Here is a 25,870-nt window from a genome sequence, read left to right on the forward strand (position 1 = left end):
TTCCGCGCACATCCCGATTTCGCCTCCGATTTCACACTTTCGCGCAGCAGGGCCAGGCGCCGGCCAGCCTCGGTCGCGTGAACCGCAACGGTGTGCCGGTGTACGGCGTCGCCGTGTCGGTCGCGCTGTTGCTGATCGGCGTGCTGCTCAACTATCTGGCGCAGCAGCAGGTGTTCACGTGGCTGACGTCGGTGTCGACGTTCGGTGCGATCTGGACGTGGTGCGTGATCCTGATCGCACAGATGCGCTTTCGCCGCACGCTGTCGGCCGACAGGATCGCGCGCCTGCCGATCCGCGTGCCGTTCTATCCGCTCGGTTCGTTCATTGCGCTCGGGTTTCTCGCGCTGGTCGTCGTGCTGATGGCCTTCACGCCGGACACGCGTGTCGCGCTCGTGATCGGCCCGGCGTGGATCGTGCTGCTCGGCATCGCATTCGCGGTGTTCTATGCGAACCGCGCGGGCGCGCCCGCGTCGACGAAGTCGTAAGCAAACCGGGCAAAAGTCGCCGCGCCGCGCGCCGCGCGCCGCGCGCGCGGCGGCGCATCGCGGCCCGCACGTGTATTGATCGCGATCATGCACGTGGGGGCCGGACGACATATGCTGTTTGAATCGCTTGTCCACGCTTCGCGTGGCCGTCCGCCGTTCCCTGCGACCGCGTCGGCCGTTCGTCCGCCGCGCGCAGCCGCCCGCGCGAAGCTCCGGTCGTCGTCCGCGACGACGCGTCCGCCAGGAGACCTTCGCCATGCAATCCAGCCCGACCATCCCGCCGCTCGCTCGAATTTCGCTGGCCGTCGACCTGACGCCTGAGTCGCTGGCCGCCGCGCGCTACATGCGCACGCTGCTGCGTCCCGGCATGCAGGTGCGCATCGTCTGCGCGATCGACAATCCGCGTCTCGTGCTGCCCGACATTCCGCGCGTCGACGCGCTGCTGACCTCGGCGCGCGAGGAGATGACGCGCGAAGCGCAGGCCACGCTCGAGCGCATCGCGGCACTGTTCGCCGGGAGCGGCGCGGAGATCGAACAGGTGATCATCGATACGTCGGTCACGGGCGGCACGGTGGCCGATGCACTCGCGAACGACACGTCGGCATCGCACGCCGACGTGCTCGTGGTCGGCGCCAATCCGCACCATGGACTGTTGCGGCTCGTCGAGGGCGCGGTGTCCGACACGCTGGCCTCGCGCGCACGCTGCGCGCTGCTGATCGTACCCGCCAACTACACGCGGCCGTCGGAAGGACCGCTGCAGCGCCTGATGTTCGCCGTGGACGGCAGCGAGCCGTCGCTGCATGCAGTGCGCGTCGGGCTCGGCTTCGCGGCGCCGACGACGCTGCTGTATGCGGCGTATGTCGTCGATCGCGCGGTTCGTCTGACGGATCTCGTGCCGGTGCGCGCGCTCGAGGATGCGTATCGCGCGGAGGGCGAGGATGCGCTGGCACGGATCGGCCCGCTGTTCCATGCAACGGGGAACCCGACCAAGCGCGGCATTGTCGAAACGCGTCCGACCAGCGACGACGTCGCCCATGCGCTGATGCGCGACGCGGTGCACTGGCATGCGGAACTGCTGGTGGTCGGCACGCACGGCCGGCGCGGCATCGCCGCCTGGCTGATCGGCAGCGTGGCGCGCCGGATCGCGCATCTCGCGCAGGTGCCGGTGCTGCTCGTGCGCGGCGCGGAGTGAAAATCGCGACGCAATGGTGGCGAAGCGGACTTTCGTTGATCTGGATCAGAATCGCCGTGCGCCTCGCATGAGATGGTGACAGAACGTCCGGGGCGGCGGGTTGCGCGTCGTCCGTGTGCGACGCGGCGATTCGACACGTCGGGTCGAGAGCCGCGCGAACGGGCGCATATCCGACGCTGTTGTTCGCGCTTCAACCGATTTCCGGAGTCGTGCCACGCAGCGCGTGGCGCATCAGCCGATCACGAACTCTCTGGCGCGAGGGTAGGCAGCCGACGGCTGCCTTGGAACGACGGACGGGGTGATTTTCACCCCGTCCGCTTCCTGGCCCCGTGCAAACTACTTTCCTCGCAGGTATTGTTTTGCCCGATGCCGCCGTGCGGAACGGCGTGTGGCGGCACGCGATGTGCTGGCGTGCAGCGGTCGTTGCCGATTGGCGTGACAGCCTTCGTCTCCATCGCGCAGCCCCCGTGCCGCATCGGTTGCGTTCGGCTTCTTTCGGTCTTTACACGCGGTGAGGCGCTCGCAGGTCGTGCCGGCTGCGGGCGCCGCGGCATACGCGTGCGCGCCGACGCTCGCCATGCAGCCGTCCTCGTCCGCCCGGCATGCGATTGCGCAGCCGTGGCCAGCCGGGGCGCGTCTTGCGGCGCGGCATCACGACGACCGGTGCGTCGGCACCGGCCCGCGCGCAGAGGGCGGCGGCGAAGCGCTGCAGCGCGAGCACCGACCCCGCGACACTCTGGTATTTCTCGCGGCCGATCTGCCCGTCGAGCGTGACGAGTAAGCCCGATTCGCGCGCGAGCGCGAGCAACGCGTCGAGATCGTCGGGCGGGCGGATTGCGACCGGCGCGGCAGTCGCGAACAGCATGCGTGTGCGCCGCTGTCCGTCCCGCGCCGGGAAGTTGCGATGGGCCATGATGGTCTCCTGCGCCCGACCCCGCGTGCCGGCTCGATGGCCGGCTGAGCGATGACCGGGTATGAACGCTTGGTTCATGATGTCAGTATCCGCCGGCCAGGTCGCGTTGCCAATCGGCGCGGGCTGAAGTCGCTGTCAGACATTGCGCGCGCGGTATCGGAATCCGCTGACACGCAGGGCCGACGATCGGTTGCGGCGGCGCAAGGCGGGCCGTCACGCGATGTGCGGCACCCCGACCCGGTGCATTCGAACAGACGAATCGCGGCCGGTGATCATCGCTTGACGCGGGATTTCGGCCGGTCTAAGTTTCCCGATGCCTCGGCGTCGCGCGACGGTTCGTCGTACGCGCGATCGGCGGTGCCGCGCCTCGGGGGGCGTGGGCAATCCTTCCAGTCATTCGCGGGCCACGCGCGCCGCGAATCCTGCGCACGAGCCGATCCAGCGACGGATCGGCGCGGCGGCACGCGACGTGCCGTTGATCGTGCGCAAACACGCTTCGGCGCATCGTACGCCGGGCGGCTGTCCAGTCTCTAATCTTCCGGTAGCGTCATTTTCCTTTCGTTCCTCGACCGTCAGGAGCTCGTCGATGTCACAGGACAATCTGCTTGATGCTTTGAAGGCTGTCGCCGAAGAGCGCGCGATCGGCGCCGACCAGTTGCGCACGATGCTCGACGACGAAGTGCGGGCGTTGTCGTCCGATGCCCGCGTGCACGACTACATCCACGTGTTCGCGATCCGCCACCTGCGCGAACGGATGCGCAGACAGGACGAACTCGAGCGCGACACGCCAGCCAGTACGCCGAACCGGGAGCCGGATACGAGTACCAGTCGGCGTCTGTAAGGAGGCCCGCCGCGGCCAGCGCCATTGACGCCGGGACCGCGGCCGACTGCCGACCGACGCCGACGCGCAGGCATGCCGTATCGGCAACCGCTGCGCGCAAGCGTGCCGACAACGCCCCCGCGGCCGCCGGCGTTTTTCGTCATACGTTTCATCGAATCGACACAACGGCCTCAAGTTAGCGGCGCGAATGCCGTTTACCCGGTGAATTCGTCCACCGGGCGTTCGCGCTCCCTTACCGAGTCGTTGCCATGCTCTCGTCCCTCCGCACCCGCATTCTTGCAGCGTGCGTCGCCATCGTCGTATTCGCGCTCGTCGCCACCACGCTGATCAATTACTTCATCGCACGGACGTACAACGACGATGCGATCGACCGAAACTTGAGATCCGTCGCCAGCGGCCACGTTGTCGGCATCGGCGACTGGGTCGCGACCCGAAGCCGGATGATCGCGTCGCTGCAGGACGCCGCGCTGTCGCCCGATCCGCTGCCGGTGTTCAAGCAGATGGCCGCGGCCGGCGGCTTCACGAATGTGTACGCGGGCTATGCGGACAAGACGTTCCGTTTCTCCGACCCCACCGGCATCCCGCCCGACTACGATCCGACCGGCCGCCCGTGGTACAAGCAGGCCGCACAGGCCGGCAAGCCGGTCGTCACGCCGCCGTACGTCGATGCGGGAACCGGCAACCTGGTCGTCACGTTCGCGGTCCCGATCCTGCGCGACGGCGCGCTGAAGGGTGTCGTCGCGGCCGACGTCGCGATGGACAGCGTGATCGCGAACGTGAAGTCGATCCACCCGACGCCCGCGAGCTTCGGGATGTTGATCGACAGCAGCGGCCACGTCGTCGCGCATCCGGACGCGAAGCTTACGCTGAAGCCGGTCGCCGACGTGTCGCCCGATCTCGGCGGCATGGGCGCCGCGTCGCTCGCCGCGGCCGTCGCGCCGGTCGAAGTGCACGTGGGTGGCGACGCGAAGCTGGTGCGCGCGCAGGCCGTGCCGGGCACCGACTGGTACGCGCTGGTCCTGCTCGACAAGTCGGAAGCGACGGCAGGGATGCGCTCGCTGCTGACCGCGTCGCTGATCACGCTGGTGGTAATCGTGGGCGTCGCGTCGCTGATCGTCGGCGCGATCACGGCAACCGCGTTCCGCCGGCTGTCGCAGGTGCGCCAGGCGATGGCGTCGATCGGCTCGGGCACCGGCGACCTGACGCAGCGCTTGCCGGCCGAAGGCCGCGACGAAGTCGCCGACATCGCGCGCTCGTTCAACAGCTTCGTCGACAAACTGAACGACGTGATGCGGCAGATCCGCGACGCGAGCGAATCGGTGCGCACGGCCGCGAACGAGATCGCCGCGGGCAACCAGGACCTGTCGTCGCGGACCGAATCGGCGGCGGCGAGCCTCGAGGAAACGGCTGCATCGATGGAAGAGATCACCGCGACGGTCGGCCAGTCGGCGGCCGCTGCCAGCCAAGCCGACGAACGGGCGGCCGCCGCGTCGCGCATCGCGTCGCACGGCGGCGTGGTCGTGTCGGACGTGGTGTCGACGATGGGGAAGATCGAGGAAGCGTCGGGCCGGATCGGCGACATCATCGGCGTGATCGACGGGATCGCGTTCCAGACCAACATCCTCGCGCTGAACGCGGCGGTGGAAGCCGCGCGTGCCGGCGAGCAAGGGCGTGGTTTCGCGGTCGTCGCGCAGGAAGTGCGCAGTCTCGCGCAACGCAGCGCTCAGGCCGCGCGCGAGGTGAAAGTGCTGGTCGAGTCGACGGTGGCGAGCGTGTCGGCCGGGTCGGGACAGGTGCGCCAGGCCGGCGACACGATGCGTGAAATCGTGTCGAACGTCGCCAATGTGACGACGATCATCTCCGAGATCACGCACGCGGCGAACGAGCAGACGCGCGGCATCCAGGAAGTGAACCGCGCGGTCACGCAACTCGACGAAATGGTGCAGCAGAACGCGGCGCTCGTCGAGCAGTCGACCGCTGCGGCGACCGCGCTGCAGACGCAGGCGAACGCGCTTGCGACGACGGTCGGGCAGTTCAAGGTCGCGTGACCTGCATCGCGTGATGCGGGCCGGATCGCTGCGCGCCACGCGCGCGGCGACGCTCAGCCGTGGCCGCCGTCGCGCATCAGCGCCAGCCGGTTGTAGAGCGTTTTCAGGCTGATGCCGAGCGCTTTCGCCGCTTGCGGCTTGTTGCCGTCGAAGTGCCGTAGCGTCGCCGCGATGAAACGCTGCTGCGCGTGGTGCAGCGTCGCGCCGAGCGGCAGCGCCATCGCATCGTCCGATGTAAGGTCGGGCAACATCGTCGGCTTGGGCAGCGCGACGTCGATGCCGTCGTCCGCGAGGATGTACGCGCGCTCGATCGTGTTGTGCAGCTCGCGCACGTTTCCTGGCCACGAATACGCACGCAGCGCGGCGATCGCCGCGTCGGTCAGGCGCTTGTGCGAGTGGTGCCGCACGTTGAGCGCATCGACAAGCTCGTGCGCGATCGCCTCGACGTCGCCGTTGCGCTGGCGCAGCGGCGGCACGTACAGCGCGAACGCGGCGAGACGGTAGAACAGGTCCTCGCGCAGCCGGCCGTCGCGCACGGCTTCGGCGGGATTGTGACGGGTCGCCGACACGATGCGCACGTCGAGTGGAATCGACTCGGTGCCGCCGACCCGCACGATCGTGTTCGATTCGAGCGCGCGCAGCAGCTTCACCTGCAGCGACGCGGGCATCTCCGCGATCTCGTCGAGCAGCAGCGTGCCGCCGAACGCGGCTTCGAAGAACCCTTCGCGTTGCGCGATCGCGCCGGTGAAGCTGCCCTTCTCGTGACCGAACAATTGCGCTTCGGCGATGTCCGCCGGAATCGCGCCGCAGTTGACGGGGACGAATGGCCCGTCGCATCGCGCGCTCAGATCGTGCAGTCGCCGCGCGACGATATCCTTGCCGACCCCGCTTTCGCCGGCAATCATCACGCTGGCGCGGGTCGGAGCGATTTTCTCGATACGGCCGAGCAGCGTGCGCATCGCCGCGGAGCGGCCGGACAGCCGGCGCGCGTCGGCGCGTGGCTTCGGACGGTTTGCAGAGTCGACCATAGGCGTTCAGCGGGCCGTTTTGAAAATCGGCACCGCGCACTCCCTTCTTTGCAATATCTATCATCGACAGCGAAACCGCACGGAAGGTGCCGCGATTTAGAAATTTCCAATGTCGGGTGCGACGACGGAAGAAATATGCGATCGCTGGGGCACGATGCCGACAGGCGGCTGCCGATGCCGCCCCATGGTGCTTTTTTACAGCCGAGGTATGAAAAATCGAAAGACTCCTGCCATCGCGTTCTCGGCAAACGCGACCGGCGGCTGAGCGACGCGGCGCGACGGCACGTGCAACACCCGGCTTTGCCGCGAAGTCGCCACGCGCCATGCGGCGGGTACGCGCGTTGCGAAGGCTCGTAGGCTCGCCCGGTCCGCTCGAGGGCATATCGTCGAGCGACGGTCGCAGGGCGATGCAGGGAAACGATGAGAACCTTTACCCGCGAGCTGTTTCGGCAGGGCGCATGGGTCGTGCTGGCCGTCGGGCTGGCGTCCGCGCTGCAAGTGTGGGCGATTCACGCCGTCGGGATGCGTGAACCGTTTGCACCGCTGCCTTTCTACGTCGGTGTCGCGGCCGCGGCCTGGCTGACGTCGTTCGGCGGCGGTCTGGCCGCGACCGCCGCGAGCGCGGCCGTGATCGGCGCGTTGTGGTGGCGCGATGTGCCGCTGCTCGCGCTGCTGATGCGGGCCGGCGTCTTCGTTGCGATCGGTTTCGTCGAATGCATGCTCGTGCTGGCCGTCAAGCCGCTGCTCGCGAACGACCGGCTGCGCGGAGCCGACGATGCCGAAGACGATGACGCGCGCCCGGCGAGCCGCGAACCGGCGCGCGCGCCGCTCGCACTCGACGACATCCTGCTGCGCCGCGTGGTCGACGCATCGCCCGACGCGATCGTCGGCGTCGATGCCGCACGGCGGATCACGAGCTGGAACCCGGCGGCGCGGCGCCTCTTCGGCATCGACGTCGCGGCGGTGATCGGACACGACGTCACGACGTTGATCGCGCCGCGCTGGCTGCGGCTGCATCCCGTTCCTGCGTCGTTCGCGAACGCGCGCGCGCCCACCGGCCCACTCGACATCCTGTGTGTACGTCGCGACGGCGGCCGCTTTCGCGCGACCTTCGCGGCAGCGCCGATCGTCGATGCGCAAGGCAACTGCACCGGCCTGTCGATGACGCTGCGCGAGGCGCACGAACGCCGCGACGAGCGGCGCGAACTGCGCTCGCTGCGCGGCGTGCGCGACGCGCGCGTGCAGGCCGACGAATCGAACCGGTTGAAGGACGAACTGCTGGCGACCGTGTCGCATGAATTGCGCACGCCGCTGAACGTGATCTACGGTTGGGTCGAGGTGCTGCGCAGCGCCGACGCCCAGGGCTTGGCGCATCAGGCGATCGACGCGATCGATCGTAGCGCGCGGTCGCTGTCGCGGATGGTCGGCGACCTGCTCGACGCGTCATCGTTCGCGACGGGCCGGATGCGGCTCGAACGCACGCCCGTCGACCTGGTGCGCGCCGTGAACGAGGCAGTTCGCGAGCTGGACGCGAGCGCGGAGGCGAACGGACTCGAACTGTCGACCGCGTGCGCGATGTCCAACTGCGTGATCTACGCGGATGGCGAGCGCATTCGCCAGGTGCTGTCGAATCTGCTGTCGAACGCGATCAAGTTCACGCTGCCGGGCGGCCACATCAAAGTGTCGCTGACCCGGGCCGGCGCGCGCGTGCGGCTGTCGGTCGCCGATACGGGGCAGGGCATTTCCGCGGATCGCCTGCCGCATCTGTTCGATACGTTCAACCGGCCGGAAGGCGCGTCCGCGTCGCCGAAACGCGGCCTCGGGCTCGGCCTGTCGATCGTGCGCAACATCGCGCGGCTGCACGGCGGCGAGGTGGCGGCCGCGAGCGAAGGCGTCGGGCGTGGCACGACCGTGACCGTCATGCTGCCGGTGGACTGGCGCGCGGACGATCTGATCGGCCAGCCCTTGCGGCCGAGCGGGGCGTCGACGGCGGTGGCGCTCGACGGCCAGCGCGTGCTGGTGGTCGACGACGATGCGACGTCGCGCGAGAGTCTTGCGGCGGCGCTCGAAACGCTGGGTGCCCAGGTGTCGACCGCGCAATCGGGGCGCGACGCGCTCGACGCGGTCGCGCGGCAGCACCCGAGCGTCGTGCTGTCCGATCTCGCGATGCCGGACGGCGACGGCTTCTGGCTGCTCGACCACATCCGCCATTTGCCGAACGCCGGCGGGCGTCTGCCCGTCGTCGCGGTAACCGCACACGCGGGCGCGGACCGGAACCGCGTGATGGCCGCCGGCTTCGACGCGTTTCTCGGCAAGCCGGTCGACATGCCGACACTGGCCAGCGTGATCGTCGACGTGGCGGCCGCCGGACGGCACCGCTGACGCCCGGCGGCCTCCGCAACACCCGCCAGGAGGCGCGATGAAGAGATCGAACAACACGCAGCGCGACGACCCGGGCGGCAAGCCGGCACGCTCCGGGCGCATGCCGCTGATCGTGCGGATCCCGTTCGCCGGAAATGGCTGCTTGCTCGTATCGGGCGTGCTCGCCGCGTTATGCGCGTCGGCATTCACGCCGGCGCATGCGCAGGCGCCGCCAGCATCGTCCGTTCATGTCGCGCCGGGCGTCGTCCGTCCCGGCGAGACCGCCGACGAGGCGGACATGACGCGGCGGCCGAACGGCATCGACGCGGAATTCGTCGACAAGGCAGGCATCGTCGGCAAGACGGCGCTGGAGGCGAGCCAGCTCGCGCTCGATCGGTCGTCGAATCCGGACGTGAAGGCCTTCGCGCGCCGGATGGTGGGCGATCAGGTTCGCATGGCCGCGGAATTGCGCCGGCTCGGCGCGCAAAAGGGCCTGCCCGTGCAGACGCGCATGCTGGTCGATCCGGGGCTGACGGCCCTGCGAACCATGCGTGGCGACGCATTCGACAAGGGTTACATCGCGCTGGCGGGACCGAACGCGCACGAGGCGGCAATCAGGCTCTACGAAGCCGAAGCGCGCAACGGTCACGACCCGCAGCTTCGCGCGTTCGCGGCAGACACGCTGTCGACGCTGAAGGCGCACCTGCGCGCCGCGCGCGCGCTCGAGCGTTCGATCGCGGCCGCGCACTGATCCGCACGGCGGCCGCGCGCGTCTGTCGCGTCGGTCAGTGGCGTCGCGTGCCGCTCTCCGGGCCGTTCGGAGACGCCTCGTATGGCGGCGAGTCGAGCGCCGTCTCGCCTTCCTCGATCAGCCAGTACGGCGACGCGCCGTAGTGCGCGTGCAGCGCCTCGGCCCACGCGGGATCGGCCATCGCCGGCCAGCGGTCCTTCGCGAAGCCCGGTGCGTCGCGCACCCGTTCGGTCGGAACGGGCAGCACGAAGCAGCGGCGCTCGACGTCGAGCGTCAGCACGTTCCACGGCACCGCGAGCAGCTTGTCGCCGATCCCGGCAAATCCGCCCGACGACACGACCGCGTACGCGATGCGGCCCGAGTGGACGTCGAGCATGATTTTCGTGACCTTGCCGATATCGTCGCCGTCGATCGTCAGCACGCGATCGTTTTCCAGCGTGCCGGCGGCCATCACGTCCGGCCCCGGCCCGCCGGCCGAACGGCCGCGGTCGCCGACAATGCGCGCCTGTGTGCGCGACGGTCTGTCCGTTGTCATCGCTTTTCTCCTGGTCGAAGCGGCACGGCGCATACGGCGCGCGGGCTGCACGGATGGGGGGCGCTCAGCGGCGGCGCGGCAGGGACACGTCCTCGAGCGTATTCGCCAACTCGTCGCGCGCCGGGCCGCCCGCGCGCGTCGCGATGTCGCCGAGCGACACCATGCCGACGATCTGGTGGTTGGCGTCGAGCACCGGCATCCGGTGCAGCTGTATGTCGGCCATCCGCTGCTGCACGTCGCCGACGCCGTCGTCCTCGACGCACCACTGCACCGGCGCCGATGCGACCACTTTCACGGGGGTATCGGGCGGATGCCCGCGCGACAGCGCGCGTACCGCAAGGTCGCGGTCCGTCACGATCGCGACGAGCCCGGTGCCGTCGCACACCGGCAGCACGCCGATGTCGAAGCGCTGCATCAATTCGGCTGCATGGCGAATCGTGTCGGTGGGCGCGACGCACACCACGTCGCGCGACATGATTTCATTGACGCGATACATGAACGCCTCCTTCGTGAGCGAGACGATGCGGGAGCAGGACGCGTGCCGCGTTCAATCGACAGGTGCCGGACCTGCGCGGCCGTGCCACGGAGAAATTTGCCAGCCGGGTTGTACATCTTCCACGGCGGCAGCCGTGGCCGGGCCGCGCGCTGCGCTCAGTGGCCGACGCCCGTCATCACGACGATGGCGAGCACCAGCGCGCTCTCGATCGCGGCCAGCGCCGCGACGCCCGCGGCACCGCTGACTTCGTGCCATGCACGTTCAATGCGTTTCATCAGTTCGCTCCGGTTGAGCCGGCCCGTTGCCGCGCTGCCGCGCATCGCGGGCCGGGTGCCGCCGTCAGCCGTGATCGCGGGGCGGTGGCGGGGCGTCGGGCGCGCGACGTTCGCGCTCGCCTGACGGCCTGGCGGGGTCGATGCGGGTTGCGCCGCCGACGGCGGGCGGATCGCTTGCCGGGAACGTCTCCTCGAGCCCTTCGTCGATGCGTTCCTCCGTCTTGTCTTTGGACGGCTTGCGCGACGTGGCCAGCGGGAGCGGGCCGGCAGCCGGTGACACGGCGTTGCGGCTGCCGGGGGCGGATGCGGTCATGATCGAACCTCCTTACGGGTACGAGGAGCGCAAGCGCCGTGCCCGCGCGGCGCGGGCGGCATGACACTTGCAGTCGTCGAGGCGGCCGGGCGGGCGACCATTCGGGCTGCCCGCAGCCGGTATGGACGAGAGGACATCGTGATGATTGAACCCAGGGAAAGGATACGTTACGACGCGAGCGTGTGTAGCGGCGATTTCCGTGATGTGCGCGAACGGTTCGACACATGCGCGGCGGCCCCGCCGGGCAGGCACATCCGTTGCGCGTGCTCGCCACGCCAATCGACACGCGCGAGCCGCCGCGCAGGAGTGACATGAGCACGCGATCCATGCTGCACCGTCCCGAGCCGACGCCCGACGTCGATCCCGACCCGGCGCTGCCCGAGCACGACGATCCGTTCGATCCGCCCGTGCCCCCGGGGCAGCCGCTAGGCGATCCGCCATCGCAGCCGCCGCCGATGCGAATGCCGGGCGGGCACAGCCAACCACGGCCGGCCGCGCGAACACTGAAAGGAGGACCATCATGGACATTCACGTGCAATCGCCCGACAAGCGCGCGATCGCCCAGGTGCTGGGCCGTTATTTCGAGTCGCGTTCGCTGCGCTATCACATCGAGGAGTTGCCGGGCGGCGTGCTGCATATCGGCTTTCGCGCGAGCGGGCGACCGGTCGCGGTCACCGTGTCGTTCGACGACACCGCCTACGACACCTACACGCACTGGGACGCGAGCCAGAAGCAGCTCGCGCTCGGGCGTCTCGCCGACGGCTTCTCGCGCATGATGGCGAAGCGCAGTCCGGCCGCGCTGGCCGGCGACTATCACGTCGAGCGTTTCTGATTCCGCAATCCTGAACCGGTTCATGCCGGAAATCGGCAAAGTGCCCGTGTTCAACGGGCGCTTTGCGGCTTCGCCGCGCGTCGCGTAGGATGATGACAATTCAGCGCACGCTACGTTCGCGCCGTCGGCTGCCTGCCGTTGCAGCCGATCGGGATGCGACGCGCTTTCCCTTAGGTTCGTTTCGTGCAACCGACGGAGATCGCCTTGATGACCGTTGCCCGCCCGTTGTTGTCGCCCGGCATCCGCCGGGTCGTGTCCGGCCTGTCGGCCTTCGCCGTGCTGGCGGCGGCAGATGCCCGCGACGCGTCGGCGCAGACGCCTTCGCCGCTCGGCGAATGGCAATACTCGGCAGGCGTCCCGCTGCAGAAGCTGTTCAGCCCGACGGTTCCGACGTGGCAGGTCAGCGTGGGCGCGGCGATGACGCTCCAGCCGCGCTACGCGGGTTCCGATCGCTACCGCGTGATGGGCGGCCCGAATGTGGACGTGCGCTATCGCGACCTGTTCTTCCTGTCGACGGGCGAGGGGCTCGGCGCGAACGTGCTGCGCGGGCCCAACTGGCGCGTGAGCCTGTCGGTGGGCTATGACCTCGGGCGCCGCTCGGCCGACGACCTCGACCACCTGAACGGGCTCGACAACATCAACGCGGCGCCGGTGATGAAGCTCGCGGCCGATTACGTGATCTCGAAGGATTTTCCGCTCGTGCTGCGCGCCGATGTTCGGCGCAGCATCGGCGGCTCGAACGGCTGGATCGGCGATTTCTCCGCGTACATGCCGATGCCGGGCAGCAACGAGCACTTCTTCTGGTTCGCCGGGCCGACGGTGTCGTTCGCCGATTCGCGCTACATGAACAGCTGGTTCGGCGTGAACCCGGGTGCGTCCGCGCGTTCGGGGCTGCCGACCTATTCGTCGGGCGCGGGGATGAAGTCGTTCGGCGCCGGCGTGACGATGGTCTGGTTCGTCAACAAGCACTGGTTCGTGACCATGGATGGCGCGATCGAACAGCTCGTCGGCCGCGCAAGGCGCAGCCCGATCACGCAGCAGTCGACGAACGGCGTGTTCGACATGTCGGTGAATTACCAGTTCTGATCGGATCGGCGCCGGCAAGGCGGCCGGACGGCGCCGCGGCATGCAGCATTTTTCGTCACATTTGATATGATTCCGACCTGTACAAACGTACAGTGATCGATCCCCGTGACGCCTGCATCGCCGACGCCCCCGGCGTTTTACTACCTGACCAATTTCGAACGCGCGCTGGCCTGGCTCGGCGAGCGTTACGACGACCTGCTCGATGCGCGCGAACACGCGTTTCTTCGGGATTTCGCACAGTTGCCAAAAGTGTCGCGCGCGCTGCTCGTGCGCACGCTGATGCGCAGCGGGTCCGACTTCCGTGCGAGCAAGCTGGTGTATGACGAGATCGGCAGCACGCTCGACGCGGCCACGCCACTCGTCGAGCTCGGCTGGGTCGATCCGGCGCCCGCGCTCACGCTCGACGAGCTGTTCGCGCTGTCGACCAAGGCCGATCTCCTGAAGGTGTTCCCGTCGCTCGGCGCGCACGCGGGCGAGCGCAAGCCCGACTGGCTCGAACGGCTGCGGCCCGCGCACGACGTGGCGCAGCCGCTCGACGCCTGGTGCGCGCAGGCCGACGATCGCGTGCTGCGCGTGACGGTCGGCGCACTGTGCGACCGGCTGCGACTGATGTTCTTCGGCAATCTTCATCAGGACTGGAGCGAATTCGTGCTCGCCGATCTCGGCGTGTTCCAGTACGAAAGCGTGCCGTTCGCGCCGTCGTCTCGCGCGTTCCAGCAGCGCGACGACATCGAGACGTATCTTGCGCTGCAGACCTGCCGCGAAGCACTCGATGCGTGGCCCGACGACCTGCCGTTCGACGCTCTGCTGCAGGCGATCGACGCGGTCGGCTGCGTGCAGCCGTGGCTCGCGACGCGCCGCGCGAAGCTGCTGTTCACGCTCGGGCAGACCTGCGAGCGCCGCGCCGACTGGACCGCCGCGCTGGACGCGTATGCGCGCAGCGCGTGGCCGGGCAGCCGGCACCGGCGCATTCGCGTGCTCGAACGCTGCGGACGCGACGACGATGCGCTCGCGCTGGCGCTCGAGGCGCGCAGCGCCTTCGAAAGCGACGAGGAGCGTCAGCGCGTCGAGCGGATGCTGCCGCGCCTGCAGCGCCGTCTCGGGCAGCGGGTTGAACGCGCGGGCAGCGCGCCTGACGTGCCGCGCGAGACGCTCGTGCTTGCGCGCCCCGACGCGTTCGTCAGCGTCGAATACGCGGTGCGCGACCACCTTGCACGGCCCGACACGCCGGTTCACTACGTCGAGAACACGCTGATCAATTCGTTGTTCGGGTTGCTGTGCTGGGAGCCCGTGTTCGCGGCCGTGCCCGGCGCGTTCTTTCACCCGTTCCAGCGCGGCCCGGCCGACCTGCACGCACCCGATTTCGCGGTACGCCGCACCGCCGCCTTCGCCGCCTGTTTCGCGCAACTCGATTCGGGCGCGTACCGCGACACGATCCGCCGGCACTACGCCACGAAGATGGGGTTGCAATCACCGTTCGTGTTCTGGGGCGTGCTGACCGACGAACTGCTCGACGAGGCGCTGGCATGCCTGCCGCCCGAGCACCTGCGGCTGTGGTTCACGCGCCTGCTCTCGGATATCCGCAGCAACCGCTCGGGGCTGCCCGACCTGGTCCGTTTCTGGCCCGGCGAGCGGCGCTATGAACTGATCGAGGTGAAGGGCCCAGGCGACCGGCTGCAGGACAACCAGACGCGCTGGCTCGCATACTGCATCGCGCATGCCATGCCGGTGCGCGTCGTCGATGTCGAATGGGCGGGCGCGGGCGAGGGCGTCCGGCAGGACGAAGCGGCGGGGTTGTCCGCGTGAGCTATGTCGTCGCGGTGCGGGCGATGTGCGAGTTCACCGCGCGGCGCGGCGATCTCGACTTGCGCTTCACGCCCGCGCCGACCGCGCTCGAAGGCATCGCCGGTCACGGCGCGGTCACGTCGAAGCGCGGCGCACGCTATGAAACCGAGATCGCGCTGACCGGCACGTGGGGCACGCTGACCGTGCGCGGGCGCGCGGACGGCTACGATCCCGTCGCGAACCGGCTCGAGGAGATCAAGACCTATCGCGGCAGCCTCGACGCGATGCCGGCCAACCATCGCGCGCTGCACTGGGCGCAGGCGAAGGTCTATGCGCACCTGATGTGCGACGCACGCGGCCTCACGGAAATCGAGGTCGCGCTCGTGTATTTCGACATCGTGTCGGAGCGCGAGACCGTGCTGACGGAGACGCTCGGCGCAAGCGCGCTCGCCGCGTTCTTCGCCGAGCAGTGCGCGTGCTTCGTCGGCTGGGCCGAGCGCGAGACCGCGCATCGCGCGGCTCGCGACGCGGCGCTGCGTGCGCTGACGTTTCCGCACGGGCAATTCCGCAGCGGTCAGCGCGAGCTGGCCGTATCCGTCTATCGGGCGGCGCGCGACGAACGCTGCCTGATGGCGCAGGCGCCGACCGGCATCGGCAAGACGCTCGGCACGGTGTTCCCGCTGCTGAAGGCATGCGGTGAAGGCGAGCTTGATCACGTGTTCTTCCTGACCGCGAAAACGCCCGGCCGGGCGCTCGCGCTCGAGGCGGCGACCACGCTTGGCGCCGGCACGCCGGCGCTGCCGCTGCGCGTGCTGGAACTCGTCGCGCGCGACAAGGCGTGCGAGCATCCGGACCGCGCGTGTCACGGCGAATCGTGCCCGCTCGCGCAAGGCTTCTACGACCGGCTGCCGGCAGCGCGCGACGCGGCGATCGCCACCGGGTTGCTCGATCGCGACACCGTGCGCGAGGCGGCCCTCGCACACGACGTCTGTCCGTACTACCTCGCGCAGGAGCTTGCGCGCTGGTCGGACATGATGATCGGCGACTACAACTACTACTACGACGGCAGCGCGATGCTGCATACGCTCGCGCAGCAGAACCAGTGGCGTGTCGGCGTGCTCGTCGACGAGGCGCACAACTTGCTCGATCGCGCCCGCAAGATGTACAGCGCATCGCTCGACCCGTTCGCGTTCGCGGCCGCGCGCGAGGCCGCACCCGCGGCTCTGCGCAAGGCGTTCGACCGGCTCGCGCGCGCGTGGGGCACGCTCAATCGCGCACAGTCCGAGCGCTACGCGGCGTATCCGGAGATTCCCGGCCCGATCGTGACGGCCGTGCAGAACCTCGTCGCGGCGATCGGCGAACACCTGACCGATGCGCCGCGTGCGAACGGCGACGCGCTGTTGCGCTTTCATTTCGAGGCGATCCAGTTCGGTGTGCTCGCCGACGCGTTCGACGGCGCGTCGATCTTCGACGCGACGCTGCACGGCGAGCCGTTGCCGCGCCAGTCCGGGCTCGACGGCGTCGCGCCAGCCGCGCGCCGGCGCCGCATCCAGTCGACGCTGTGCGTGCGCAACGTGATTCCGGCCGGCTTTCTCGCGTCGCGTTACGAAGCCGCGCGCGCGACCGTGCTGTTTTCCGGCACACTGAGCCCGTTTCATTTTTATCGTGACACGCTCGGACTGCCGGCCGACACGGGCTGGCTCGACGTCGACGGGCCGTTCCGCGCCGAACAACTGACCGTGCGCGTCGCGAGCCACGTGTCGACGCGCTGGCGCGACCGCGACCGTTCGCTCGAACCGATCGTGGACCTGATCGCGGCGCAGTATGCGACGCGGCCCGGCAATTACCTCGGTTTTCTCAGCAGCTTCGACTATCTCGGGCGCGTCGTCGCGCTGATGCAGACGCGCCACCCGGACGTGCCCGTGTGGGCCCAGGCGCCCGGCATGGCCGAAAGCGAGCGCGACGCATTTCTCGCGCGCTTCGACGCGGGCGGGCGCGGGGTCGGATTTGCCGTGCTGGGCGGGGCGTTCTCGGAGGGCGTGGATCTCGTCGGCGAGCGGCTGATCGGTGCGTTCATCGCGACGCTCGGGCTGCCGCAGGTCAACGATGTCAACGAACAGATGCGGCGCGCGATGGATGCGCGTTTCGGCAACGGATACGACTACATGTATCTGTACCCGGGTTTGCAGAAGGTCGTGCAGGCGGCCGGACGCGTCATCCGCACCGAACACGACGAGGGCGTCGTGCATCTGATCGACGATCGTTACCGGCGGCGCGAGGTGCGCGATCTGTTGCCGCGGTGGTGGCGGATCGGGTGATCTGCCGGACGGGCGTCGTGCGCCCGCTTGCATGAATCCCTAAAGCACGTTCAGCATCGCGAGCGCGGCTTCCTGCAGATGCGGCAGCACGCGCCGCACGGCCGCGTCGGTCGACTCGGCACCGATCGGCATGTTCGTGCTCAGCGCGGCGACGACTTCGCCGTGACGGTTCTTCAGCGGCACCGCGATGCCGCGCACGCCGACCTGCAGTTGCTGTTCGATGACCGCGAAGCCCGCGTCGCGCGCGTGATCGACCTGTTCGAGCAGGCGTGCCTTGTTAGTGATCGTGTGTGGCGTAAACGGCGCGAGCTCGGTGTCGTCGAGCCACGCGCGGACGGCCTCGCGATCCGGATGATGCGCGAGCAGCACGACGCCCGGCGACGTCAGCGGGGCGGGCACGCGCGCGCCGAGCACGAAGCCGGTCGTCATCACGCGCGACACGCCGTTGCGGGCGATGAACACCAGTTCCCAGCCATCGAGCACGCTCACGTACGCCGATTCGTTCAGCGACGCGCTCAGTTGCTGCAGATACGGCTGGACCGTGCGCGGCAGGCGCGCCGAGTCGAAGTACGACCAGCCGACCCGCAGCACGCGCGGCGTGAGGCCGTACAGCTTGCCGTCGGTGTACACGTAGCCGAGCGATTCGAGCGTCAGCAGGTAGCGTCGCGCGGCCGTGCGCGTGAGACCGGTGCGGGCGGCCGCCTGGGTGGGCGTCATTCGTGCATGCTGGCTGTCGAACGCTTCGAGGATCATCAGGCCCTTTTCGAGGCCGGCAATCCAGTCGCGTCGGTCGAGGTCGGGCTTTTTCATCGTCGGTGGCGCACGGGTGGGCGCGCGGTGTTCGCGCGGGAATGGGCGATTATCGCGCAGATCCAAAATCGTGCGAAAGCAATCGGCGGACGTGCGATGGGTGACGAGGAGGGGGGATGTACCGGGCGCCGACGATACGACCGGTTGGAGCTGGTGGCGGGACCCTGATTGGTCAGGGCCGACCGGCGGATTGTCCGGGCGTCCGATGAATGCGGGGCGGACAGGATACGCGGCGCGGACATCGTCCACGCCGCATCCGGATCGACGTTACTCGCTGCTCGTCCACTCGACGTTCGCACCGACCGAACGCAGATTTTCGACGAAATGCGGGTGCGCGCGCCGGATCGGCAGCGCGTTCATGATTTCCGAGCGGCCTTCGATGCTCGCGGCCACCATCAGCAGCGCGATCGCGACGCGGATGATGTACGGGCTCTCGACGCGCGCTGGCGTCAGCTGCAGCCCGCCGAACGTGATCAGCCGGTGCGGGTCGGACAGCAGCACGTGCGCGCCGAACTTCGACAGTTCGCCGGACCAGCCGAGCGCGCCGTCGTAGACCTTGTTCCAGAACATCGCGCTGCCTTCCGCACGCACGCCGAGCGCGATGAAGATCGGCAGCAGGTCGACCGGCAGGTACGGCCAGGGCGCGGCTTCGACCTTGGTCAGGATGTTCTGCGTGAACGGCCGCCGCACGCGCAGCGGGCCGTCGCGTTCCGCGCGCGACCAGCCATCGCGGTGCGTGACGTGCACGCCGAACTTCGCGAACGTGCGGTCGATCAGCGGGAAATGCTCCGGCGACGAGTTGCGCACGGTGATGTCGCCGCCGGTGATCGCACCCAGCGCGAGGAACGTCGCGATTTCGTGGAAATCCTCGGCGAAGCGGAATTCGCCGCCGCCGAGCTTGCCGCCGCCCGTCACGCACAGGCGCGACGTGCCGATGCCTTCGATCGCGACGCCGATCATCGCGAGGAACTGGCAGAACTCCTGCACGTGCGGCTCGGAGGCCGCATTCATCAGCGTCGACGTGCCGCCTGCCGCCGTCGCGCACAGCGCGAAGTTTTCGGTGGTCGTCACCGATGCGTAGTCGAGCCAGTGATCGTTGGCCGTCAGCGGGCCGTCGGCACGGACGATCAGCGAATCGGGCGTGCGCTGGATGTGCGCGCCGAAGCGCTCGAACACTTCGACGTGCGGATCGATTTCGCGCACGCCGAGCGTGCAGCCCTTCACGTCGTTCTCGAGGCGCGCGACACCGAAGCGCGCGAGCAGCGGCGGAATCAGCATGATCGACGAGCGCATCGCCTCGGGCAGGCGGTGAACGGCCGGGTCGAACGTCGTGTTGCGATGGTGGAGATCGAGAATGCCTGTCGTGAAGTCGACCGACACGTCGCTGCCGAGCGTGCGGAAGATGTCGAGGATCTTGCGCACGTCGGTGATGTCCGGCACGCCGACGAGGCGCAGCGGCTGATCGGTCAACAGGGTGGCGCACAGAATCGGCAGGACGGCGTTCTTGTTCGCGGACGGCTTGATGTCCCCGCGCAGCGGAGTGCCGCCGTGGACGATGAGATTCGACATGATATGGGGGCGTATCTGTGACTGACGTAGGCCCATATGATGCCATTGGTCGGCGGGTGGCGTGGAATGTTCAGAGGGGAAAAGGGGCTTCTGCCCGCGGGATTGACCGTGTTTGACGTTGGGCGGGGCGCGATTCCCTTGCCCGGTCGGAGATGGCCGTCGGTGCGGAAATGGCCGGCGCGGATCGCGGCCGGCCATTCGGTCATAGCCTCACTGCGCCGCCCGCATGCGCGCGGCGACCACCAGCGAGATCAGGCAGCCCACCGCGAGATAGCCCGCGACGAGGTGCCACGAACCGCCGGCCACGCTTACCAGCGCCACCGCGATGAACGGCGTGAACCCGCCGCCGACGACGCTCGCGAACTGATAGCCGACGCCTGCGCCGCTGTAGCGGTATTCGGCGCCGAACAGTTCGGTGAACAGCGGCTGCTGGACGCTCACGACCATGTCGTGCGCGGCATTCGCCAGCAGGATCGAGAAGACCACGATCCACGCGATCGAGCGCGATTCCAGCGCGACGAAGAACGGCACCGCCGACGCGAGGCCGATCACCGCGCCGATCAGGTAGATGCGGCGCAGGCCGAAGCGGTCGGCGAGCCACGCGAAGCACGGGATCGTCACGCAGCTCACCGCACCGACCAGCAGGCCGATGTTCAGGAACAGGTCGCGTGACATGCCGAGGTTCGACGTGGAATAGCTGAGCGCGAACGCGGTGACGATATACATCGTGAACAGCTCGGCGAGCCGCAGCGCGACGATCAGCAGGAACGCCTTCGGATGGCGCGTCAGTGCCTCCAGCACCGGCAGGCGGAGCTTGCGGTTGCCGTGCTCGACCTTCTCGACGAACTCCTGCGACTCGTCCATGCTCTTGCGGACCCACAGCCCGATCAGCACCAGCACGATGCTGAACACGAACGGCAGGCGCCAGGCCCAGGCCTTGAACGCGGCTTCGCCGAGGGTATGGCTCAGGATCGACACGATGCCCGTCGCGAGCACGAGCCCGACGCCGTAGCCGACCTGCACGCCGCTGCTGTAGAACGCCTTTTTTTGCTTCGGTGCGCTTTCGACGGCCATCAGCGCCGCGCCGCCCCATTCGCCGCCCACCGCGAAGCCTTGCAGCGCGCGCATCAGCACGAGCAGCACGGGCGCCCACCAGCCGATCGACGCGAAGGTCGGCAGCAGGCCGATCGCGACGGTCGACAGCCCCATCAGCATCACGGTCAGCACGAGCATCCGCTTGCGGCCGAGCCGGTCGCCGTAATGGCCGAACACGACACCGCCGAGCGGGCGGAACAGGAAGCCGACGCCGAAGGTCGCGAAAGCCGCGAGCGTGCCCATGGTCGGGCTGACCTTCGGGAAGAATTCGGAATTGAAGACGAGTGCGGCGACGATCCCGTACAGGAGGAAGTCGTACCAGTCGACGACGGCGCCGACGAAGCTGCCGATCGCGGCCTTGCGGGCCTGGCTGCGTGCGCGGGCGCCGGCAGCGGCGTCGAGGGTGGCGAAGGTTGTGGTCATGGTGGTGTCTCCTGGCACGGCGCATCGTGGAAGCGTGGCGGCGCCGCGTCCGATGCTGCATTGAAGTCGATGGGTGAACGGAGAATAGGGCGCGCGCCGCACGGCGGCAATTAGACGATCGGTCAAAATGCGCGATTATCGTTCAGTTGTGTGCGATTATCGAACGATTTTCGGGTTTGCACTAGGCGCGACACCGATATCCCGTTCAGCCAGGGTGTGCCGCCGTGAACGATCTGGTTAAAATCTGGACCATCGAAACCTCGCCCGAATCGGGCGGATGTCCGGCCGTCACATCGGCCGGGCGTGCCGCGCGCGCCGGGCGTCATCCCCATCGACCGCATGCCTCCGGAGACTGGAATGCCCGGCAATTCCCACCCCCTGTCCAGCGATACGCCGCCCGTTGCCGATCCGGCCGCCAATCCGCTCGGGATGGCCGGACTCGAATTCGTCGAGTTCGCGGCACCGGTGCCGGACGCGCTTGCGCAACGCTTCGAGCAGCTCGGGTTCAAGGCGATCGCGCGCCATGTGAGCAAGAACGTCACGCTGTACCGGCAAGGACAGATGCAGTTCCTGATCAATGCCGAGCCCGATTCGTTCGCCGCGCGCTATGCAGAGGAATACGGGATGGGCGTCTGCGCGATCGGGCTGCGCGTGGCCAGCGCGCGCCGCGCGTTCGAGCGTGCGATCGAGCTCGGCGCGTGGGCGTTCGAGGGCGAGCGGATCGGGGTCGGCGAGCTGAAGATTCCCGCGATCCAGGGGATCGGCGATTCGCACCTCTATTTCGTCGACCGCTGGCGCGGGCGGGACGGCCAGCGCGGCGGCGTCGGCGACATCTCGATCTTCGACATCGATTTCCGGCCGATCGACATCGCGACCGCGCATACCGATGTCGACTGCGTCGGCACGGGCCTGCAGCAGGTCGACCACTTCACGCAGACGGTCGGCGCGGGGCGCATGCGCGAGTGGCTCGACTTCTATCACGACCTGCTGCACTTCCGCGAAATCCACGAAATCGACGCGCACTGGCATGTGTCGGAAGAATCGCGCGTGATGGTGTCACCTTGCGGCGCGGTGCGGATTCCGGTCTACGAGGAAGGCACGCGGCGCACCGAACTGATGCACGCGTATCTGCCCGACCACCCGGGCGAAGGCGTTCAGCACGTTGCGCTGTCGACCGACGACATCCTGGCGAGCGTCGATGCGCTGCGCGCGAACGGCGTCGAATTCATCGAGCCGCCGGCGCGCTATTACGACGAAGTCGATGCGCGGCTGCCGGGGCACGGCGTCGATCTCGACGCGCTGCGCCGCCGCGCCGTGCTGGTCGATGGCGAGATCGGCAGCGATGGCGTGCCGCGCCTGTTCTTCCAGACCTTCGTCAAGCGCCGGCCCGGCGAGATCTTCTTCGAGATCGTGCAGCGGCAGGGGCACCACGGATTCGGTGAAGGGAACCTCGCGGCGCTGGCGCGCGCCCGCGACGCCGGCTGAGCGGCAGGCGCACGATCGTGACCGCGAAATCAGCCGCTGAGTAACGTCAAGCGCCCACGGCCGGCACGCGGTTCGGCGCCGGGTCGTTCGGCGGCTTGAGCACGCACGCGGTACCACCCGGCGTGTACATCGACACGACGCAGCGGTTGCATGACGTGCAGCCCGACTGCGTGAGCCGGCCGCCGTGCAGCTCGTTCACGAAGTCCGGCTCGAACACGAGCGCGCGGGCGAGCGCCACCGCATCGAATCCTTCGCGCATCGCCAGCGCGACGTTCTCGCGGGAACGCACGCCGCCGAGATACGCGAGCGGCATCCGGACGGCCGCTCGCACCTGCTTCGAATGCTCGAGGAAATACATCTCCCGAAATGCGCCCATCCTCGGCTCGGTGAGCTTCTGCAGCGTCATCGCCGCACGCACGATCGCGTTGTCGGCGTTTGCGCGCGCATCGCCGGGCAGCGGGCTGCCGAACAGCTGCCACACCGACTCGACGTTCATCCCGCCGCTCAGTACCAGCAGGTGCGCACCCTCGGCCTCGAGCCGCCGCGCGATCTCGCACGCGTCGTCGGCGGTTCCGCCGCCGCGCACGCCTTCGGTCACGCCGATCTTGCAGACCACGGCGAGATCGCGGCCGACGGCGTCGAGCACGCGGCCCAGCACCTCGACGGGAAACGCCGCGCGGCGCGCCGCATCGCCGCCGTACGCGTCGCGACGACGGTTGTACAGCGGCGACAGGAACTGGCTCAGCAGATAACCGTGTCCCATGTGGATCTCGACCGCGTCGAAGCCCGCGTCGCGCGCATGTCGCGCCGCCCGTGCGAATTCGTCGGCGATCGCGGTCATCTGGTCGCGCGTCATCGCCTGCTTCAGGAAACGGCCACTCATCACGCCGACCTTGTTGAAGCCGCCGGATGCGCTCAACGGTCGTTTCGTCGACAGCGACGGCAGGAACGTGAAGCAGCCGCCATGCGTGATCTGCGCGGACGCCGCCGCGCCGTGACGATGGACCGCGTCGGTCAGCGCGCGGAATTGCCGGACCGTCGGCGCATCGAGCCGCGCCTGGTCGACGAACGTGCGGCCATCGTCGCTGACCGCGCAGTACGCGACGGTCGTCAGCGCGGCGCCGCCTGCGGCGATACGCTCATGAAACCCGACGAGCGCGCGCGACGGCACGCCGTTCGGCGTCATCCCTTCGTTGGTCGCGGATTTGATCAGGCGGTTGCGCAGCGTCAGCGGACCGATCTGCAGCGGGCTGAATGCGGTATCGAGCGTGGCGGGTTCCATATCGGGCAGGCGTCGGGAATGGGCACGGCGACCATTGTGCTGAGTCGGTGCGGGGCGGCATCGTCCACGTGGATGACCCGCCGCCGGGGCCGCGCCCGCACCGCCTATTCGGCCGTACCCAGCTTGCGTGCCTGACGACGCATCCCGTCGAAGATCGCATCGGCCACGTCCGCCGGGAAATCCGCCGGAATCCCCGACGCGACGGCGGCGATCACCGGTTCGGTGCGCGCGGCCACATCGGCCATGGCCGCGCGCACGTCGTGTTCGGTCAGACCGACGCGCGCGCCTTGCGCGATCCAGTGACGCGGCTGGATGTCGCCGATCACGTAATGGCGATTCTTCCCGCATACGGCCATCGCGAGCCGTGCGCGTCGCGGCGGCAGCTGGTTGCGTCGCGTGCCGATGATCGGGTGCGCGGACAGCACGTCGTACAGCGGCGTGCTGCGATACGTATTGCCCGGCAGGTGCGCGATGCTGAAATTCTTCGCGTGGCCGTCGATGGCCGCGAGCACCCAGAACACGAGCTGCGTGACGAAGAAATTCCTCCGGTCCTGCGCGGCATCGGCGGAATTCGCGAGGATGCCCATGATCGTCGCGATGCCCGGGCCGCCGTCGGATTCGTATTTGGCGCCCGACGGCGTGCCGGTCGCCTGGCACATGTCCTCCTGCGGCAGCCGCAGGATCCACGTGCCGTCGCGGGACGGGCGGCGGTCGAAGCGCTCGACGATCAGCGCCTTCTGGTCGTCGAACCGGCCGATATCGCACGCGGCGACGGGCAGGCCGTATGCGGCGACGATCTTCGAGCACAGCCATTCGTTCTCGACCGACGTGCGCATGTCGGCCTGCATGTTCCCGACACGCCCCAGCGGCAGCTTGAAGATGTGCGTGGTCGGTGTGCTGCCCGCCGGGAGCAGCCAGCGCTTGCCGTCGCGCAGCAGCGCGGTCTTTTCCTGCGCGCCGGCGATCGACAGGCGCAGCTCGCCGTCCGGCTCCGCTTGGCCGGGCAGCGGCGCGGCGGTTGCGTGGCGCAGCACGTCGGCCACGGCCGCGTCGTCGAGCACGGTGCCGCCGATCGATTCGAGGTCGATCGGGGTTTCGTCCGGCGGAAGCAACTGCAGCGCCCCGACGCAATCGCGGCCGATCGACGCGAGCAGTTCGAACGGCGCCGTCGACCCGAGCCGGTAGCGCTGCGCAATGCGGCGGCGGATCGGCTGGCTGTCCGGCAGCAGGTTGTCGAAGTAATCGGCGACGATTGCGCCCTGGTGCGGCTGGTTGCCCGGCGTGAACGGCAGCGACAGCGACAGCGGACGCCCTTGCGGATCGTCGACCCATGCCGGCAGGTAGACGAGGCGCTCGACGCCGCGCCGGACTTCCCAGTATCCGACCGGGATGCCGTTCATCCACAGGTCGAGGCGGTCGTGGCGGGGACGGCGGGCCATCGTCACCAGTCCTCCCGCGTGGGGTTCCGAGACTTGCCGGGTGTCGCCGCGGCAGACCGTTTCCGCGCGGCGGCGGATGGAGCCTTCGCGGCGGCCGGCGGGCGAGCCGGCACATCCGACGAACCGGGCGAGCGGCCGCGTGCGGCCGGTGCGCGCTTGAGCGCTGGCGTGGAGTCGTCGGGCACCGTTGTGTCGTCCGGGGTGCCCGGCACGAGCGTCAGGCGAACGCCGAGCACGTTCAGCACCTTGAAAAGCCGTTCGATGCTGACCGCGGACGGATTGGCTTCGAGCTGCGCGTACGACTGTTGCGTCACGCCGAGGCGGGCGGCGAGCTGCGCCTGCGTGAGCCCCGCCGACTTCCGGAAGCCGACGAGGATCGGGCGCAACTGGCTCAAGGTCTGGACCGGGAATGGCATGGGCTCTCCGCGAAATGACAGGCGATCGCTTGTCATCGAAAAATACAGTCTATGGTATGTATCGTCAAAATACAAACCCGAGACTGTAATTC

Annotated in this window: 20 protein-coding genes and 2 pseudogenes; 11 read left to right on the plus strand and 11 right to left on the minus strand. The window is 68.7% G+C overall.

The annotated features are described in order from the left end of the window. Positions 1-32: 32 nt before the first annotated feature. Together DIE11_RS12075 and DIE11_RS12080 are read left to right on the plus strand one after the other, a co-directional pair. Positions 33-485 (plus strand): annotated as a pseudogene (locus DIE11_RS12075) (amino acid permease); the annotation flags it as partial. Between the two features lie 256 nt (positions 486-741). Further along, a complete protein-coding gene (locus tag DIE11_RS12080; RefSeq protein WP_124623959.1) occupies positions 742-1,677 on the plus strand; it encodes a universal stress protein in 936 nt (311 codons plus the stop codon). Between the two features lie 502 nt (positions 1,678-2,179). On the opposite strand, the gene DIE11_RS12085 is transcribed toward DIE11_RS12080, so the two are convergent. Beyond that, positions 2,180-2,590 (minus strand): hypothetical protein, encoded by a 411-nt coding sequence (locus DIE11_RS12085; RefSeq protein ID WP_124623962.1) that lies wholly within the window; start codon positions 2,588-2,590, stop codon positions 2,180-2,182. 586 nt (positions 2,591-3,176) lie between these two features. On the opposite strand from DIE11_RS12085, the gene DIE11_RS12090 reads away from it, so the two are divergent. Further along, on the plus strand, positions 3,177-3,431 hold the full coding sequence (locus DIE11_RS12090) for a DUF3562 domain-containing protein (RefSeq protein ID WP_059599439.1): 255 nt from the start codon (positions 3,177-3,179) through the stop codon (positions 3,429-3,431). A gap of 248 nt (positions 3,432-3,679) precedes the next feature. Next, positions 3,680-5,479, plus strand: a complete 1,800-nt coding sequence (locus DIE11_RS12095) for a methyl-accepting chemotaxis protein (RefSeq protein ID WP_124623965.1) — start codon at positions 3,680-3,682, stop codon at positions 5,477-5,479. A 53-nt stretch (positions 5,480-5,532) separates the two neighbouring features. Here DIE11_RS12095 and DIE11_RS12100 read toward each other — a convergent pair. Continuing rightward, positions 5,533-6,571 (minus strand): annotated as a pseudogene (locus tag DIE11_RS12100) (sigma-54 interaction domain-containing protein). Between the two features lie 356 nt (positions 6,572-6,927). On the opposite strand from DIE11_RS12100, the gene DIE11_RS12105 reads away from it, so the two are divergent. Together DIE11_RS12105 and DIE11_RS12110 are read left to right on the plus strand one after the other, a co-directional pair. Further along, positions 6,928-8,889, plus strand: coding sequence for an ATP-binding protein (locus tag DIE11_RS12105; RefSeq protein ID WP_124623969.1), 1,962 nt, complete (start codon positions 6,928-6,930; stop codon positions 8,887-8,889). 100 nt (positions 8,890-8,989) lie between these two features. Next, complete coding sequence (locus DIE11_RS12110) at positions 8,990-9,619, plus strand: DUF4142 domain-containing protein (protein WP_124624144.1); 630 nt, start codon at positions 8,990-8,992, stop codon at positions 9,617-9,619. 34 nt (positions 9,620-9,653) lie between these two features. Here the strand turns inward: DIE11_RS12110 and DIE11_RS12115 are convergent, their stop codons facing one another. The 3 genes from DIE11_RS12115 to DIE11_RS12125 all read right to left on the minus strand — a co-directional run bounded on the left by DIE11_RS12115 (position 9,654) and on the right by DIE11_RS12125 (position 11,238). Next, on the minus strand, positions 9,654-10,154 hold the full coding sequence (locus DIE11_RS12115; RefSeq protein ID WP_124623973.1) for a PRC-barrel domain-containing protein: 501 nt from the start codon (positions 10,152-10,154) through the stop codon (positions 9,654-9,656). Positions 10,155-10,218: 64 nt separating this feature from the next. Then, positions 10,219-10,650, minus strand: a complete 432-nt coding sequence (locus DIE11_RS12120; protein ID WP_124623976.1) for a CBS domain-containing protein — start codon at positions 10,648-10,650, stop codon at positions 10,219-10,221. A gap of 339 nt (positions 10,651-10,989) precedes the next feature. Continuing rightward, complete coding sequence (locus DIE11_RS12125; protein WP_124623979.1) at positions 10,990-11,238, minus strand: hypothetical protein; 249 nt, start codon at positions 11,236-11,238, stop codon at positions 10,990-10,992. A 520-nt stretch (positions 11,239-11,758) separates the two neighbouring features. Here DIE11_RS12125 and DIE11_RS12135 point away from each other — a divergent pair. The 4 genes from DIE11_RS12135 (at position 11,759) to DIE11_RS12150 (ending at position 17,259) form a co-directional block, all read left to right on the plus strand. Next, entirely contained in the window at positions 11,759-12,070 is a 312-nt protein-coding gene (locus tag DIE11_RS12135) for a hypothetical protein (protein ID WP_044843100.1), read from the plus strand. 207 nt (positions 12,071-12,277) lie between these two features. After that, positions 12,278-13,156: a MipA/OmpV family protein gene (locus DIE11_RS12140; protein ID WP_059599446.1), complete on the plus strand. Its 879-nt coding sequence runs from the start codon at positions 12,278-12,280 to the stop codon at positions 13,154-13,156. A 105-nt stretch (positions 13,157-13,261) separates the two neighbouring features. Then, positions 13,262-14,962 (plus strand): VRR-NUC domain-containing protein, encoded by a 1,701-nt coding sequence (locus DIE11_RS12145; RefSeq protein ID WP_124623985.1) that lies wholly within the window; start codon positions 13,262-13,264, stop codon positions 14,960-14,962. Further along, positions 14,959-17,259 (plus strand): ATP-dependent DNA helicase, encoded by a 2,301-nt coding sequence (locus DIE11_RS12150; RefSeq protein ID WP_124623987.1) that lies wholly within the window; start codon positions 14,959-14,961, stop codon positions 17,257-17,259. Before DIE11_RS12145 ends, DIE11_RS12150 begins: the two co-directional genes overlap by 4 nt. Before the next feature lie 39 nt (positions 17,260-17,298). Here the strand turns inward: DIE11_RS12150 and DIE11_RS12155 are convergent, their stop codons facing one another. The 3 genes from DIE11_RS12155 to shiA all read right to left on the minus strand — a co-directional run bounded on the left by DIE11_RS12155 (position 17,299) and on the right by shiA (position 21,156). Then, on the minus strand, positions 17,299-18,069 hold the full coding sequence (locus tag DIE11_RS12155; protein WP_124498875.1) for an IclR family transcriptional regulator C-terminal domain-containing protein: 771 nt from the start codon (positions 18,067-18,069) through the stop codon (positions 17,299-17,301). 267 nt (positions 18,070-18,336) lie between these two features. Then, complete coding sequence (locus DIE11_RS12160) at positions 18,337-19,638, minus strand: UDP-N-acetylglucosamine 1-carboxyvinyltransferase (RefSeq protein ID WP_124623989.1); 1,302 nt, start codon at positions 19,636-19,638, stop codon at positions 18,337-18,339. Positions 19,639-19,848: 210 nt separating this feature from the next. Further along, on the minus strand, positions 19,849-21,156 hold the full coding sequence (shiA, locus tag DIE11_RS12165) for a shikimate transporter (protein ID WP_124623991.1): 1,308 nt from the start codon (positions 21,154-21,156) through the stop codon (positions 19,849-19,851). 357 nt (positions 21,157-21,513) lie between these two features. Between shiA and DIE11_RS12170 the strand changes: the two genes are divergently transcribed. Then, the gene (locus tag DIE11_RS12170; protein WP_124623993.1) at positions 21,514-22,641 is read left to right on the plus strand and encodes a 4-hydroxyphenylpyruvate dioxygenase family protein; all 1,128 of its coding nucleotides are present in this window, start codon (positions 21,514-21,516) and stop codon (positions 22,639-22,641) included. A gap of 46 nt (positions 22,642-22,687) precedes the next feature. Here DIE11_RS12170 and DIE11_RS12175 read toward each other — a convergent pair whose 3' ends face one another. From DIE11_RS12175 to DIE11_RS12185, 3 genes are all read right to left on the minus strand, one after another. After that, entirely contained in the window at positions 22,688-23,923 is a 1,236-nt protein-coding gene (locus tag DIE11_RS12175) for an NADH:flavin oxidoreductase (RefSeq protein ID WP_124623995.1), read from the minus strand. 104 nt (positions 23,924-24,027) lie between these two features. Then, positions 24,028-25,362, minus strand: a complete 1,335-nt coding sequence (locus tag DIE11_RS12180; protein ID WP_124623997.1) for a type II toxin-antitoxin system HipA family toxin — start codon at positions 25,360-25,362, stop codon at positions 24,028-24,030. Between the two features lie 2 nt (positions 25,363-25,364). Next, positions 25,365-25,778 carry a helix-turn-helix transcriptional regulator gene (locus tag DIE11_RS12185; RefSeq protein WP_124623999.1) on the minus strand — a complete coding sequence of 138 codons (414 nt, stop codon included), beginning with the start codon at positions 25,776-25,778 and terminating at the stop codon, positions 25,365-25,367. Between the last annotated feature and the right edge of the window lie 92 nt (positions 25,779-25,870).

Source organism: Burkholderia sp. Bp9012 (genome assembly GCF_003853825.1).
Classification (GTDB): Bacteria; Pseudomonadota; Gammaproteobacteria; order Burkholderiales; family Burkholderiaceae; genus Burkholderia; species Burkholderia diffusa.